This window comes from Escherichia ruysiae, from assembly GCF_031323975.1.
GTDB classification, from domain to species: domain Bacteria; phylum Pseudomonadota; class Gammaproteobacteria; order Enterobacterales; family Enterobacteriaceae; genus Escherichia; species Escherichia ruysiae.
Map to the genome: position 1 here is coordinate 2627391 of NZ_JAVIWS010000001.1, position 14651 is coordinate 2642041.

Sequence of the window (14651 nt, forward strand, 5' to 3'; positions counted from 1 at the left end):
GGGCCAAGGGACTACGCACACATTTCATATTTCAACGAAAGACTAGTCTATGAGCACTGATAATAAGCAATCGTTGCCCGCGATTACCCTCGCGGCGATTGGAGTTGTCTACGGCGATATTGGTACCAGCCCGTTATATACACTTCGTGAATGTTTGTCCGGCCAGTTTGGTTTTGGCGTTGAACGCGATGCCGTGTTTGGCTTTTTATCGCTGATCTTCTGGCTGCTAATCTTTGTGGTTTCCATTAAATATCTCACCTTCGTGATGCGGGCAGATAACGCCGGGGAAGGGGGCATACTGACATTGATGTCGCTTGCCGGGCGTAATACGTCGGCGCGAACGACATCAATGCTGGTGATTATGGGGCTAATCGGCGGCAGTTTCTTCTATGGTGAAGTTGTCATAACACCCGCTATTTCGGTGATGTCAGCCATTGAAGGTCTGGAAATCGTCGCCCCTCAGCTGGATACCTGGATAGTTCCCCTCTCAATCATCGTTCTCACTTTACTGTTTATGATTCAAAAGCATGGCACTGCCATGGTCGGTAAGTTGTTTGCGCCGATTATGCTGACCTGGTTTTTGATTCTGGCGGGGCTGGGGTTACGTAGCATTATTGCCAACCCTGAAGTGTTACATGCTTTAAATCCAATGTGGGCGGTGCATTTCTTCCTTGAATATAAAACCGTTTCCTTTATTGCGTTAGGCGCGGTGGTGCTGTCGATTACCGGTGTCGAGGCGCTGTATGCCGATATGGGGCACTTTGGTAAGTTCCCTATTCGCCTGGCGTGGTTCACCGTCGTATTGCCGTCTTTGACCCTTAACTACTTTGGGCAGGGGGCGCTGCTGTTAAAACACCCGGAAGCGATTAAGAACCCGTTCTTCCTGTTGGCTCCGGACTGGGCGCTGATCCCGCTACTGATCATCGCCGCACTGGCAACGGTGATTGCCTCGCAGGCGGTTATTTCTGGTGTTTTCTCATTGACGCGTCAGGCGGTACGTCTGGGATACTTGTCGCCGATGCGCATTATTCACACCTCTGAAATGGAGTCAGGGCAAATCTACATTCCGTTTGTGAACTGGATGCTCTATGTCGCAGTCGTGATTGTCATTGTCAGCTTTGAGCACTCCAGCAACCTGGCGGCGGCGTATGGAATTGCGGTGACCGGAACGATGGTGCTGACGTCTATTCTTTCAACCACCGTGGCGCGTCAGAACTGGCACTGGAATAAGTATTTTGTTGCGCTGATTTTGATTGCTTTCCTTTGTGTCGATATCCCTCTGTTTACCGCTAACCTCGATAAACTGCTTTCCGGCGGCTGGTTGCCTCTGAGCCTCGGCACGGTGATGTTTATCGTGATGACGACCTGGAAGAGCGAGCGTTTCCGCCTGCTGCGTCGGATGCACGAACATGGTAACTCTCTGGAAGCAATGATTGCTTCACTGGAGAAATCACCGCCTGTTCGCGTTCCCGGAACCGCTGTGTATATGTCGCGTGCAATTAATGTCATTCCCTTTGCGCTGATGCATAACCTTAAACATAACAAGGTGTTGCATGAGCGGGTTATTCTGTTAACTCTGCGTACTGAAGACGCGCCATATGTCCATAACGTCCGTCGGGTACAGATTGAACAATTGTCGCCCACGTTCTGGCGGGTGGTGGCAAGTTATGGTTGGCGAGAAACGCCAAACGTGGAAGAAGTTTTCCACCGCTGCGGTCTGGAAGGATTAAGTTGCCGGATGATGGAAACCTCCTTCTTTATGTCGCATGAATCACTGATCCTTGGCAAACGCCCGTGGTATTTGCGTCTGCGCGGCAAGCTGTACTTGCTGTTGCAACGTAATGCGCTGCGCGCGCCGGATCAGTTTGAAATCCCACCAAACCGGGTTATCGAATTGGGTACTCAGGTCGAAATCTAACGCCAGACGCCTCCTTTCTCCATAAGGGGGCGTTTTTTTTCATGGTTACTCACGATGTAAAACGTTTCGATGTTGATCACATTTCAGTAACGTCGTGATGGTTTTCCTTAATCAGTCAGGATTAAACTGCGGGTCAGCGAAACGTTTCGCTGATGGAGAAAAAAATGAAAAAAGGCACCGTTCTTAATTCTGATATTTCATCGGTGATCTCCCGTCTGGGACATACCGATACGCTGGTGGTGTGTGATGCTGGTTTACCCATCCCCAAAAGTACAACGCGTATCGATATGGCATTAACCCAGGGTGTACCTTCTTTTATGCAGGTGCTGGGCGTCGTCACAAGTGAAATGCAGGTCGAGGCAGCCATTATCGCGGAAGAGATCAAACAACATAATCCGCAACTCCACGAAACGTTGCTCACTCACCTTGAGCAGCTGCAAAAACACCAGGGAAACACTATTGAAATTCGTTACACCACGCATGAACAATTCAAACAACAAACCGCAGAAAGTCAGGCGGTAATTCGCAGCGGAGAATGTTCTCCGTATGCGAATATCATTCTCTGTGCTGGCGTGACGTTCTGAGGCCGCCATGGAAGCATTACTACAGCTTAAAGGTATCGATAAAGCGTTTCCGGGCGTAAAAGCTCTCTCGGGAGCCGCGTTAAATGTCTATCCAGGTCGTGTGATGGCGCTGGTAGGCGAAAATGGTGCGGGTAAATCCACCATGATGAAAGTGCTGACCGGTATCTATACCCGTGATGCTGGTACGCTTTTATGGTTGGGTAAAGAGACTACTTTTACCGGGCCGAAATCCTCCCAGGAAGCCGGGATTGGGATTATCCACCAGGAACTGAACCTGATCCCGCAGTTGACCATTGCCGAAAACATTTTCCTCGGTCGTGAGTTTGTAAATCGCTTTGGCAAAATTGACTGGAAAACCATGTATGCCGAAGCGGATAAACTCTTAGCCAAACTTAACCTGCGGTTTAAAAGCGACAAGCTGGTGGGCGATCTTTCTATTGGCGACCAGCAGATGGTGGAAATTGCCAAAGTGCTGAGCTTTGAGTCGAAAGTCATCATTATGGATGAACCGACCGATGCGCTGACCGATACCGAAACAGAATCCCTGTTCCGCGTTATCCGCGAACTGAAATCGCAGGGGCGCGGCATTGTCTATATTTCCCACCGTATGAAAGAAATCTTCGAGATTTGCGATGACGTTACCGTTTTTCGTGACGGGCAATTTATTGCCGAGCGCGAAGTAGCGTCACTGACTGAAGATTCGCTGATTGAGATGATGGTGGGACGTAAGCTGGAAGATCAGTATCCACACCTGGACAAAGCGCCGGGGGACGTCTTACTGAAAGTCGATAATCTCTGCGGACCCGGCGTTAACGATGTCTCTTTTACTTTACGCAAAGGCGAAATTCTTGGCGTCTCTGGTTTGATGGGCGCAGGTCGTACCGAACTGATGAAAGTGCTCTATGGCGCCCTGCCGCGCACCAGCGGTTACGTCACCCTGGATGGGCATGAGGTCGTTACCCGTTCGCCGCAGGATGGCCTGGCAAACGGCATTGTGTATATCTCTGAAGACCGTAAACGCGACGGTTTAGTGTTGGGCATGTCAGTAAAAGAGAACATGTCACTGACCGCGCTACGCTACTTCAGTCGCACAGGTGGTAGCCTGAAACATGCGGATGAGCAGCAGGCGGTCAGTGATTTTATCCGTCTGTTCAACGTCAAGACGCCGTCGATGGAACAGGCAATAGGCCTGCTTTCCGGGGGAAATCAGCAAAAAGTGGCGATTGCCCGTGGCCTGATGACGCGTCCTAAAGTGTTGATCCTTGATGAGCCTACCCGTGGCGTAGATGTCGGCGCGAAAAAAGAGATCTATCAACTGATTAACCAGTTCAAAGCCGATGGTTTGAGCATCATTCTGGTGTCATCGGAAATGCCAGAAGTATTAGGCATGAGCGATCGCATTATCGTCATGCATGAAGGGCATCTCAGCGGGGAATTTACTCGAGAGCAGGCCACTCAGGAAGTGTTAATGGCTGCCGCTGTGGGCAAGCTTAATCGCGTGAATCAGGAGTAAAAAAATGACAACCCAGACTGTCTCTGGTCGCCGTTATTTCACGAAAGCGTGGCTGATGGAACAGAAATCGCTTATCGCTCTGCTGGTGCTGATCGCGATTGTCTCGACGTTAAGCCCGAACTTTTTCACCATCAATAACTTGTTCAATATTCTCCAGCAAACCTCGGTGAACGCCATTATGGCGGTCGGGATGACGCTGGTTATCCTGACGTCAGGCATCGACCTGTCGGTCGGTTCTCTGTTGGCGCTGACTGGTGCAGTTGCTGCATCTATTGTCGGCATTGAAGTCAACGCGCTGGTGGCTGTCGCTGCCGCTCTCGCGTTAGGTGCGGCAATTGGCGCGGTAACCGGGGTGATTGTGGCGAAAGGTCGCGTCCAGGCGTTCATCGCTACGCTGGTTATGATGCTTTTACTGCGCGGCGTGACCATGGTTTACACCAACGGTAGCCCGGTGAATACCGGATTTACTGAGAACGCCGATCTGTTCGGCTGGTTTGGTATTGGTCGTCCGCTGGGTGTTCCGACGCCAGTCTGGATCATGGGGATTGTTTTCCTCGCGGCCTGGTACATGCTGCATCACACGCGTCTGGGACGTTACATCTACGCGCTGGGTGGTAACGAAGCAGCAACGCGCCTTTCTGGTATCAACGTCAATAAAATCAAAATCATCGTCTATTCTCTTTGTGGTCTGCTGGCATCGCTGGCCGGGATCATTGAAGTGGCGCGCCTCTCCTCCGCGCAACCTACTGCGGGGACTGGCTATGAGCTGGATGCTATTGCTGCGGTGGTTCTGGGCGGTACGAGCCTGGCGGGCGGAAAAGGTCGCATTGTTGGGACGTTGATCGGCGCATTAATTCTTGGCTTCCTTAATAATGGGTTGAATTTGTTAGGTGTTTCCTCTTATTACCAGATGATCGTCAAAGCGGTGGTGATTTTGCTGGCGGTGCTGGTAGACAACAAAAAACAGTAATAACGACTACAGGACATCTTGAATATGAACATGAAAAAACTGGCTACCCTGGTTTCCGCTGTTGCGCTAAGCGCCACCGTCAGTGCGAATGCGATGGCAAAAGACACCATCGCGCTGGTGGTTTCTACACTTAACAACCCGTTCTTTGTATCGCTGAAAGATGGCGCGCAGAAAGAGGCGGATAAACTTGGCTATAACCTGGTGGTGCTGGACTCCCAGAACAACCCGGCGAAAGAGCTGGCAAACGTGCAGGACTTAACCGTTCGCGGCACCAAAATTCTGCTGATTAACCCGACGGACTCCGACGCAGTGGGTAATGCTGTGAAGATGGCTAACCAGGCGAACATCCCGGTTATCACTCTTGACCGCCAGGCAACGAAAGGTGAAGTGGTTAGCCACATTGCTTCTGATAACGTACTGGGAGGCAAAATTGCGGGTGATTACATCGCGAAGAAAGCTGGCGAAGGTGCAAAAGTTATCGAACTGCAAGGCATTGCCGGTACATCCGCAGCTCGTGAACGTGGTGAAGGCTTCCAGCAGGCCGTTGCTGCTCACAAGTTTAACGTTCTCGCCAGCCAGCCGGCAGACTTCGATCGCACCAAAGGTTTGAACGTCATGCAGAACCTGCTGACCGCTCACCCTGATGTGCAGGCTGTGTTCGCGCAGAATGATGAAATGGCGCTGGGCGCACTGCGCGCGCTGCAAACTGCCGGTAAATCGGATGTGATGGTCGTCGGATTTGACGGTACACCGGATGGCGAAAAAGCGGTGAATGATGGCAAACTAGCAGCGACTATCGCTCAGCTACCCGATCAGATTGGCGCTAAAGGCGTCGAAACCGCTGATAAAGTGCTGAAAGGCGAGAAAGTTCAGGCTAAGTATCCGGTTGATCTGAAACTGGTTGTTAAGCAGTAGTTTTAATCAGGTTGTATGACCTGATGGTGACATAAATACGTCATCGACAGATGAACGTGTAATATAAAGAAAAGCAGGGCACGCGCCACCCTAACACGGTGGCGCATTTTATGGACATCCCGAATATGCAAAACGCAGGCAGCCTCGTTGTTCTTGGCAGCATTAATGCTGACCACATTCTTAATCTTCAATCTTTTCCAACTCCAGGCGAAACAGTAACCGGTAACCACTATCAAGTCGCATTCGGCGGTAAAGGCGCGAATCAGGCTGTGGCAGCAGGGCGTAGCGGCGCGAATATCGCGTTTATTGCCTGCACGGGAGATGACAGTATTGGTGAGAGCGTTCGCCAGCAGCTCGCCACTGATAATATTGATATTTCGCCGGTCAGCGTGATCAAAGGCGAATCGACAGGCGTGGCGCTGATTTTTGTTAATGGTGAAGGCGAGAACGTCATTGGTATTCATGCCGGGGCTAACGCTGCCCTTTCCCCGGCGCTGGTGGAAGCGCAACGTGAGCGTATTGCTAACGCGTCGGCATTATTAATGCAGCTGGAATCACCACTCGAAAGTGTGATGGCGGCGGCGAAAATCGCCCATCAAAATAAGACTATCGTCGCGCTTAACCCCGCTCCGGCTCGCGAATTACCTGATGAATTGCTGGCGCTGGTGGACATTATTACGCCAAACGAAACTGAAGCAGAAAAGCTCACCGGTATTCGTGTTGAAAATGATGAAGATGCGGCGAAGGCTGCGCAGGTACTGCATGAGAAAGGTATCCGTACCGTACTGATTACCTTAGGAAGTCGTGGCGTGTGGGCTAGCGTGAATGGCGAAGGTCAGCGCGTTCCTGGATTCCGGGTTCAGGCTGTCGATACCATTGCTGCCGGAGATACTTTTAACGGCGCGTTAATCACGGCGTTGCTGGAAGAAAAACCATTGCCTGAGGCGATTCGTTTTGCTCATGCTGCCGCTGCGATTGCCGTAACGCGCAAAGGCGCACAACCGTCAGTACCGTGGCGTGAAGAGATCGAAACATTTTTAGACAGGCAGAGGTGACGCTTGGCCACAATGAAAGATGTTGCCCGCCTGGCGGGCGTTTCTACCTCAACCGTTTCTCACGTCATCAATAAAGATCGCTTCGTCAGCGAAGCGATTACCGCCAAAGTTGAAGCGGCGATTAAGGAACTCAATTACGCGCCATCAGCTCTGGCGCGTAGCCTCAAGCTCAATCAGACTCGAACCATTGGCATGTTGATTACTGCCAGTACCAATCCTTTCTATTCCGAACTGGTGCGTGGCGTTGAACGCAGTTGCTTCGAACGCGGTTATAGCCTTGTTCTTTGTAATACCGAAGGCGATGAGCAGCGAATGAATCGCAATCTGGAAACGCTGATGCAAAAGCGCGTTGATGGCTTGCTGTTACTGTGCACCGAAACACACCAGCCTTCGCGTGAAATAATGCAACGTTATCCAACAATCCCTACTGTGATGATGGACTGGGCGCCGTTCGATGGCGACAGCGATCTTATTCAGGATAACTCGTTGCTGGGCGGAGATTTAGCGACGCAATATCTGATCGACAAAGGTTATACCCGAATTGCCTGTATTACCGGTCCGTTGGATAAAACGCCTGCGCGCTTGCGGCTGGAAGGTTATCGGGCGGCAATGAAGCGTGCTGGCCTTGACGTTCCTGATGGTTATGAAGTCACTGGCGATTTTGAATTTAACGGCGGGTTTGACGCGATGCAGCAATTGTTATCGCATCCGCTGCGCCCCCAGGCAGTCTTTACTGGAAATGACGCTATGGCAGTTGGCGTATACCAGGCTCTATATCAGGCTGGGTTATATGTCCCGCAGGATATCGCGGTGATTGGCTATGACGATATCGAACTGGCAAGCTTTATGACGCCACCGCTCACTACAATTCATCAACCAAAAGATGAACTGGGAGAGCTGGCGATTGATGTACTCATCCACCGGATAGCACAGCCAAATCTACAGCAACAACGACTACAACTTACGCCGATACTGATGGAGCGCGGCTCGGCTTAGATTTACGCTTTTTTTAATCAAATTATTACTATCAGTTGCTTTCAGAAGCATGAATATTGCTACTGAAGCAACAGTAATAATTCTCCGGAATAAGCATTGCCACCGTCAGCGTATAACTGATGATGGCAGCAATTGCGGATAAGGTGGTATTCAGGATGGTGAGATTTAGTGTCCGTATAAAGATGACTATTGCCGCAATGCACGGCAAACCCGCCATACTGTATCCGTTTGTTATATTACTTATCCGGGGGAGCGTAGCAGCGCCTGACAAGCTTTAAATGCAGCGTCGCCATCACTTTGGATTATTGCATCGACAATCGCCTGGTGTAGATCCAGTTTTATCACTGTATCGCTGGTTATTGACGTAAAGTAAGTGTGATAAACCGAATGAAATAGTGAAGCGAAAGATGTCAAAAACGGATTGGCGCTCATTTCATAAATATGTTCATGCCAGGCCATATCTACCTCAATCCAACGCTCCCGGCGGAAATGCTCTTTTAACGACACCATTTCGGCCATCAGTGTATTGAGATGCGCCTTCTGTTCTGCGGTGCCCACCGTTGCTGCCAATAAGCAGGCTTGCGGCTCCAGACAGATACGCATAACCAGAAAATGATCAATAACTTGATGAAAGTTCTCTTCTGTCATCCACCAGGAGAGCAACTCTTGATCAAGAAAATTCCAGTTGGATTGCGGCATGACACGCGTACCAATTCGTGGTCGTGGCAAAACCATTCCTTTTGCCGTTAACGTCTTGACCGCTTCGCGTACCGCAGTACGGCTCACTCCAAATTGCTCACCCAGCTCAATTTCACCAGGCAGAATGGTGCCGGGTGCGTATTCACCTTTTAAGATCCGTTGCGCCAGCTTCTCGGCCAGAACATACGAAAGGTTTTTCTGTGCAGCTAACTGTTGTGCGCTTAATGGCATACTCATCTTCCTTATTCTTTTTTTCCTCCTTAGTATGCCACCAGGAAGTGTGATTGCGGTTGCAAAAACGGCAAATTGCTTGTTTTATGGCACACCAGCAAGTGTTTTGATGAAAAAACGCGCATTCGGAAGATTATTTTAAATTTCCTCTTGTCAGCTCAGAATAACTCCCTATAATGCGCCACCACTGACACGGAACAACGGCAAACACGCCGCCGGGTCAGTGGGATTCTCCTGAGAATCCTGGCAGAGAAAGCAAAAAAATGCTTGACTCTGTAGCGGGAAAGCGTATTATGCACACCCCGCGCCGCTGAGAAAAAGCGAAGCGGCACTGCTCTTTAACAATTTATCAGACAATCTGTGTGGGCACTCGAAGATACGGATTCTTAACGTCGCAAGACGATAAATGAATACCAAGTCTCAAGAGTGAACACGTAATTCATTACGAAGTTTAATTCTTTGAGCATCAAACTTTTAAATTGAAGAGTTTGATCATGGCTCAGATTGAACGCTGGCGGCAGGCCTAACACATGCAAGTCGAACGGTAACAGGAAGAAGCTTGCTTCTTTGCTGACGAGTGGCGGACGGGTGAGTAATGTCTGGGAAACTGCCCGATGGAGGGGGATAACTACTGGAAACGGTAGCTAATACCGCATAACGTCGCAAGACCAAAGAGGGGGACCTTCGGGCCTCTTGCCATCGGATGTGCCCAGATGGGATTAGCTAGTAGGTGGGGTAACGGCTCACCTAGGCGACGATCCCTAGCTGGTCTGAGAGGATGACCAGCCACACTGGAACTGAGACACGGTCCAGACTCCTACGGGAGGCAGCAGTGGGGAATATTGCACAATGGGCGCAAGCCTGATGCAGCCATGCCGCGTGTATGAAGAAGGCCTTCGGGTTGTAAAGTACTTTCAGCGGGGAGGAAGGGAGTAAAGTTAATACCTTTGCTCATTGACGTTACCCGCAGAAGAAGCACCGGCTAACTCCGTGCCAGCAGCCGCGGTAATACGGAGGGTGCAAGCGTTAATCGGAATTACTGGGCGTAAAGCGCACGCAGGCGGTCTGTTAAGTCAGATGTGAAATCCCCGGGCTCAACCTGGGAACTGCATCTGATACTGGCAGGCTTGAGTCTCGTAGAGGGGGGTAGAATTCCAGGTGTAGCGGTGAAATGCGTAGAGATCTGGAGGAATACCGGTGGCGAAGGCGGCCCCCTGGACGAAGACTGACGCTCAGGTGCGAAAGCGTGGGGAGCAAACAGGATTAGATACCCTGGTAGTCCACGCCGTAAACGATGTCGACTTGGAGGTTGTGCCCTTGAGGCGTGGCTTCCGGAGCTAACGCGTTAAGTCGACCGCCTGGGGAGTACGGCCGCAAGGTTAAAACTCAAATGAATTGACGGGGGCCCGCACAAGCGGTGGAGCATGTGGTTTAATTCGATGCAACGCGAAGAACCTTACCTGGTCTTGACATCCACAGAACTTTCCAGAGATGGATTGGTGCCTTCGGGAACTGTGAGACAGGTGCTGCATGGCTGTCGTCAGCTCGTGTTGTGAAATGTTGGGTTAAGTCCCGCAACGAGCGCAACCCTTATCCTTTGTTGCCAGCGGTTCGGCCGGGAACTCAAAGGAGACTGCCAGTGATAAACTGGAGGAAGGTGGGGATGACGTCAAGTCATCATGGCCCTTACGACCAGGGCTACACACGTGCTACAATGGCGCATACAAAGAGAAGCGACCTCGCGAGAGCAAGCGGACCTCATAAAGTGCGTCGTAGTCCGGATTGGAGTCTGCAACTCGACTCCATGAAGTCGGAATCGCTAGTAATCGTGGATCAGAATGCCACGGTGAATACGTTCCCGGGCCTTGTACACACCGCCCGTCACACCATGGGAGTGGGTTGCAAAAGAAGTAGGTAGCTTAACCTTCGGGAGGGCGCTTACCACTTTGTGATTCATGACTGGGGTGAAGTCGTAACAAGGTAACCGTAGGGGAACCTGCGGTTGGATCACCTCCTTACCTTAAAGAAGCGTTCTTTGAAGTGCTCACACAGATTGTCTGATAGAAAGTGAAAAGCAAGGCGTCTTGCGAAGCAGACTGATACGTCCCCTTCGTCTAGAGGCCCAGGACACCGCCCTTTCACGGCGGTAACAGGGGTTCGAATCCCCTAGGGGACGCCACTTGCTGGTTTGTGAGTGAAAGTCACCTGCCTTAATATCTCAAAACTCATCTTCGGGTGATGTTTGAGATATTTGCTCTTTAAAAATCTGGATCAAGCTGAAAATTGAAACACTGAACAACGCAAGTTGTTCGTGAGTCTCTCAAATTTTCGCAACACGATGGTGTTTTACGAAACATCTTCGGGTTGTGAGGTTAAGCGACTAAGCGTACACGGTGGATGCCCTGGCAGTCAGAGGCGATGAAGGACGTGCTAATCTGCGATAAGCGTCGGTAAGGTGATATGAACCGTTATAACCGGCGATTTCCGAATGGGGAAACCCAGTGTGTTTCGACACACTATCATTAACTGAATCCATAGGTTAATGAGGCGAACCGGGGGAACTGAAACATCTAAGTACCCCGAGGAAAAGAAATCAACCGAGATTCCCCCAGTAGCGGCGAGCGAACGGGGAGCAGCCCAGAGCCTGAATCAGTGTGTGTGTTAGTGGAAGCGTCTGGAAAGGCGCGCGATACAGGGTGACAGCCCCGTACACAAAAATGCACATACTGTGAGCTCGATGAGTAGGGCGGGACACGTGGTATCCTGTCTGAATATGGGGGGACCATCCTCCAAGGCTAAATACTCCTGACTGACCGATAGTGAACCAGTACCGTGAGGGAAAGGCGAAAAGAACCCCGGCGAGGGGAGTGAAAAAGAACCTGAAACCGTGTACGTACAAGCAGTGGGAGCCTTGATTTATCAGGGTGACTGCGTACCTTTTGTATAATGGGTCAGCGACTTATATTCTGTAGCAAGGTTAACCGAATAGGGGAGCCGAAGGGAAACCGAGTCTTAACTGGGCGTTAAGTTGCAGGGTATAGACCCGAAACCCGGTGATCTAGCCATGGGCAGGTTGAAGGTTGGGTAACACTAACTGGAGGACCGAACCGACTAATGTTGAAAAATTAGCGGATGACTTGTGGCTGGGGGTGAAAGGCCAATCAAACCGGGAGATAGCTGGTTCTCCCCGAAAGCTATTTAGGTAGCGCCTCGTGAATTCATCTCCGGGGGTAGAGCACTGTTTCGGCAAGGGGGTCATCCCGACTTACCAACCCGATGCAAACTGCGAATACCGGAGAATGTTATCACGGGAGACACACGGCGGGTGCTAACGTCCGTCGTGAAGAGGGAAACAACCCAGACCGCCAGCTAAGGTCCCAAAGTCATGGTTAAGTGGGAAACGATGTGGGAAGGCCCAGACAGCCAGGATGTTGGCTTAGAAGCAGCCATCATTTAAAGAAAGCGTAATAGCTCACTGGTCGAGTCGGCCTGCGCGGAAGATGTAACGGGGCTAAACCATGCACCGAAGCTGCGGCAGCGACGCTCATGCGTTGTTGGGTAGGGGAGCGTTCTGTAAGCCTGCGAAGGTGTGCTGTGAGGCATGCTGGAGGTATCAGAAGTGCGAATGCTGACATAAGTAACGATAAAGCGGGTGAAAAGCCCGCTCGCCGGAAGACCAAGGGTTCCTGTCCAACGTTAATCGGGGCAGGGTGAGTCGACCCCTAAGGCGAGGCCGAAAGGCGTAGTCGATGGGAAACAGGTTAATATTCCTGTACTTGGTGTTACTGCGAAGGGGGGACGGAGAAGGCTATGTTGGCCGGGCGACGGTTGTCCCGGTTTAAGCGTGTAGGCTGGTTTTCCAGGCAAATCCGGAAAATCAAGGCTGAGGCGTGATGACGAGGCACTACGGTGCTGAAGCAACAAATGCCCTGCTTCCAGGAAAAGCCTCTAAGCATCAGGTAACATCAAATCGTACCCCAAACCGACACAGGTGGTCAGGTAGAGAATACCAAGGCGCTTGAGAGAACTCGGGTGAAGGAACTAGGCAAAATGGTGCCGTAACTTCGGGAGAAGGCACGCTGATATGTAGGTGAAGCGACTTGCTCGTGGAGCTGAAATCAGTCGAAGATACCAGCTGGCTGCAACTGTTTATTAAAAACACAGCACTGTGCAAACACGAAAGTGGACGTATACGGTGTGACGCCTGCCCGGTGCCGGAAGGTTAATTGATGGGGTCAGCCGCAAGGCGAAGCTCTTGATCGAAGCCCCGGTAAACGGCGGCCGTAACTATAACGGTCCTAAGGTAGCGAAATTCCTTGTCGGGTAAGTTCCGACCTGCACGAATGGCGTAATGATGGCCAGGCTGTCTCCACCCGAGACTCAGTGAAATTGAACTCGCTGTGAAGATGCAGTGTACCCGCGGCAAGACGGAAAGACCCCGTGAACCTTTACTATAGCTTGACACTGAACATTGAGCCTTGATGTGTAGGATAGGTGGGAGGCTTTGAAGCGTGGACGCCAGTCTGCGTGGAGCCGACCTTGAAATACCACCCTTTAATGTTTGATGTTCTAACGTGGACCCGTTATCCGGGTTGCGGACAGTGTCTGGTGGGTAGTTTGACTGGGGCGGTCTCCTCCTAAAGAGTAACGGAGGAGCACGAAGGTTGGCTAATCCTGGTCGGACATCAGGAGGTTAGTGCAATGGCATAAGCCAGCTTGACTGCGAGCGTGACGGCGCGAGCAGGTGCGAAAGCAGGTCATAGTGATCCGGTGGTTCTGAATGGAAGGGCCATCGCTCAACGGATAAAAGGTACTCCGGGGATAACAGGCTGATACCGCCCAAGAGTTCATATCGACGGCGGTGTTTGGCACCTCGATGTCGGCTCATCACATCCTGGGGCTGAAGTAGGTCCCAAGGGTATGGCTGTTCGCCATTTAAAGTGGTACGCGAGCTGGGTTTAGAACGTCGTGAGACAGTTCGGTCCCTATCTGCCGTGGGCGCTGGAGAACTGAGGGGGGCTGCTCCTAGTACGAGAGGACCGGAGTGGACGCATCACTGGTGTTCGGGTTGTCATGCCAATGGCACTGCCCGGTAGCTAAATGCGGAAGAGATAAGTGCTGAAAGCATCTAAGCACGAAACTTGCCCCGAGATGAGTTCTCCCTGACTCCTTGAGAGTCCTGAAGGAACGTTGAAGACGACGACGTTGATAGGCCGGGTGTGTAAGCGCAGCGATGCGTTGAGCTAACCGGTACTAATGAACCGTGAGGCTTAACCTTACAACGCCGAAGCTGTTTTGGCGGATGAGAGAAGATTTTCAGCCTGATACAGATTAAATCGACAGGTCAGAATAAGACGTGTTGATAAACAGAATTTGCCTGGCGGCCGTAGCGCGGTGGTCCCACCTGACCCCATGCCGAACTCAGAAGTGAAACGCCGTAGCGCCGATGGTAGTGTGGGGTCTCCCCATGCGAGAGTAGGGAACTGCCAGGCATCAAATTAAGCAGTAAGCCGGTCATAAAACTGGTGGTTGTAAAAGAATTCGGTGGAGCGGTAGTTCAGTCGGTTAGAATACCTGCCTGTCACGCAGGGGGTCGCGGGTTCGAGTCCCGTCCGTTCCGCCACCCTAATTAGGGGCGTAGTTCAATTGGTAGAGCACCGGTCTCCAAAACCGGGTGTTGGGAGTTCGAGTCTCTCCGCCCCTGCCAGAAATCATCCTTAGCGAAAGCTAAGGATTTTTTTTGTCTGAAATAACCCTCTTCGAAGTAAAT

General features: G+C 51.2%; 8 protein-coding genes, 3 tRNA genes, 3 rRNA genes and 1 pseudogene. 13 read left to right on the forward strand and 2 right to left on the reverse strand.

Features of this window, described 5'->3' with window-relative positions; translation table 11 throughout:
- Positions 1-49 precede the first annotated feature (49 nt).
- The 7 genes from kup (at position 50) to rbsR (ending at position 7951) form a co-directional block, all read left to right on the forward strand.
- On the forward strand, positions 50-1918 hold the full coding sequence (gene kup / locus RGV86_RS12725; protein ID WP_000102310.1) for a low affinity potassium transporter Kup: 1869 nt from the start codon (positions 50-52) through the stop codon (positions 1916-1918).
- Between the two features lie 164 nt (positions 1919-2082).
- A complete protein-coding gene (rbsD, locus tag RGV86_RS12730) occupies positions 2083-2502 on the forward strand; it encodes a D-ribose pyranase (protein ID WP_024165202.1) in 420 nt (139 codons plus the stop codon).
- Between the two features lie 7 nt (positions 2503-2509).
- Positions 2510-4015 (forward strand): ribose ABC transporter ATP-binding protein RbsA, encoded by a 1506-nt coding sequence (rbsA, locus tag RGV86_RS12735; RefSeq protein ID WP_000387777.1) that lies wholly within the window; start codon positions 2510-2512, stop codon positions 4013-4015.
- Positions 4016-4019: 4 nt separating this feature from the next.
- Positions 4020-4985: a ribose ABC transporter permease gene (rbsC, locus tag RGV86_RS12740; protein WP_000211858.1), complete on the forward strand. Its 966-nt coding sequence runs from the start codon at positions 4020-4022 to the stop codon at positions 4983-4985.
- Positions 4986-5009: 24 nt separating this feature from the next.
- Entirely contained in the window at positions 5010-5900 is an 891-nt protein-coding gene (gene rbsB / locus RGV86_RS12745; protein WP_001056273.1) for a ribose ABC transporter substrate-binding protein RbsB, read from the forward strand.
- Between the two features lie 125 nt (positions 5901-6025).
- The gene (gene rbsK, locus RGV86_RS12750) at positions 6026-6955 is read left to right on the forward strand and encodes a ribokinase (RefSeq protein WP_024165201.1); all 930 of its coding nucleotides are present in this window, start codon (positions 6026-6028) and stop codon (positions 6953-6955) included.
- A 3-nt stretch (positions 6956-6958) separates the two neighbouring features.
- Positions 6959-7951 carry a ribose operon transcriptional repressor RbsR gene (gene rbsR, locus RGV86_RS12755; protein WP_000224480.1) on the forward strand — a complete coding sequence of 331 codons (993 nt, stop codon included), beginning with the start codon at positions 6959-6961 and terminating at the stop codon, positions 7949-7951.
- Between the two features lie 85 nt (positions 7952-8036).
- On the opposite strand, the pseudogene RGV86_RS12760 reads toward rbsR, so the two are convergent.
- Together RGV86_RS12760 and RGV86_RS12765 are read right to left on the reverse strand one after the other, a co-directional pair.
- Positions 8037-8168 (reverse strand): annotated as a pseudogene (locus RGV86_RS12760) (hypothetical protein); the annotation flags it as partial.
- A 23-nt stretch (positions 8169-8191) separates the two neighbouring features.
- On the reverse strand, positions 8192-8881 hold the full coding sequence (locus tag RGV86_RS12765; RefSeq protein ID WP_001131153.1) for a FadR/GntR family transcriptional regulator: 690 nt from the start codon (positions 8879-8881) through the stop codon (positions 8192-8194).
- Between the two features lie 476 nt (positions 8882-9357).
- On the opposite strand from RGV86_RS12765, the gene RGV86_RS12770 reads away from it, so the two are divergent.
- The 6 genes from RGV86_RS12770 to RGV86_RS12795 all read left to right on the forward strand — a co-directional run bounded on the left by RGV86_RS12770 (position 9358) and on the right by RGV86_RS12795 (position 14588).
- Positions 9358-10899: ribosomal RNA gene (locus tag RGV86_RS12770) — 16S ribosomal RNA — on the forward strand.
- 85 nt (positions 10900-10984) lie between these two features.
- Positions 10985-11060 (forward strand) — tRNA-Glu (locus RGV86_RS12775).
- 191 nt (positions 11061-11251) lie between these two features.
- Positions 11252-14159 (forward strand): 23S ribosomal RNA (locus RGV86_RS12780).
- A gap of 98 nt (positions 14160-14257) precedes the next feature.
- Positions 14258-14373: ribosomal RNA gene (gene rrf / locus RGV86_RS12785) — 5S ribosomal RNA — on the forward strand.
- The 16S, 23S and 5S rRNA genes sit together here with 3 tRNA genes alongside, the layout of an rRNA operon.
- 54 nt (positions 14374-14427) lie before the next feature.
- A tRNA-Asp gene (locus RGV86_RS12790) sits at positions 14428-14504 on the forward strand.
- A gap of 8 nt (positions 14505-14512) precedes the next feature.
- Positions 14513-14588, forward strand: a tRNA-Trp gene (locus tag RGV86_RS12795).
- Positions 14589-14651 lie beyond the last annotated feature (63 nt).

Bases quoted from the DNA above. Each gene is read 5' to 3' on its own strand.
- rbsK (WP_024165201.1), top strand. From the start codon at position 6,026: ATGCAAAACGCAGGCAGCCTCGTTGTTCTTGGCAGCATTAATGCTGAC.
- rbsD (WP_024165202.1), top strand. From the start codon at position 2,083: ATGAAAAAAGGCACCGTTCTTAATTCTGATATTTCATCGGTGATCTCC.
- rbsC (WP_000211858.1), top strand. From the start codon at position 4,020: ATGACAACCCAGACTGTCTCTGGTCGCCGTTATTTCACGAAAGCGTGG.
- kup (WP_000102310.1), top strand. From the start codon at position 50: ATGAGCACTGATAATAAGCAATCGTTGCCCGCGATTACCCTCGCGGCG.
- rbsB (WP_001056273.1), top strand. From the start codon at position 5,010: ATGAACATGAAAAAACTGGCTACCCTGGTTTCCGCTGTTGCGCTAAGC.
- rbsA (WP_000387777.1), top strand. From the start codon at position 2,510: ATGGAAGCATTACTACAGCTTAAAGGTATCGATAAAGCGTTTCCGGGC.
- RGV86_RS12765 (WP_001131153.1), bottom strand. From the start codon at position 8,881: ATGCCATTAAGCGCACAACAGTTAGCTGCACAGAAAAACCTTTCGTAT.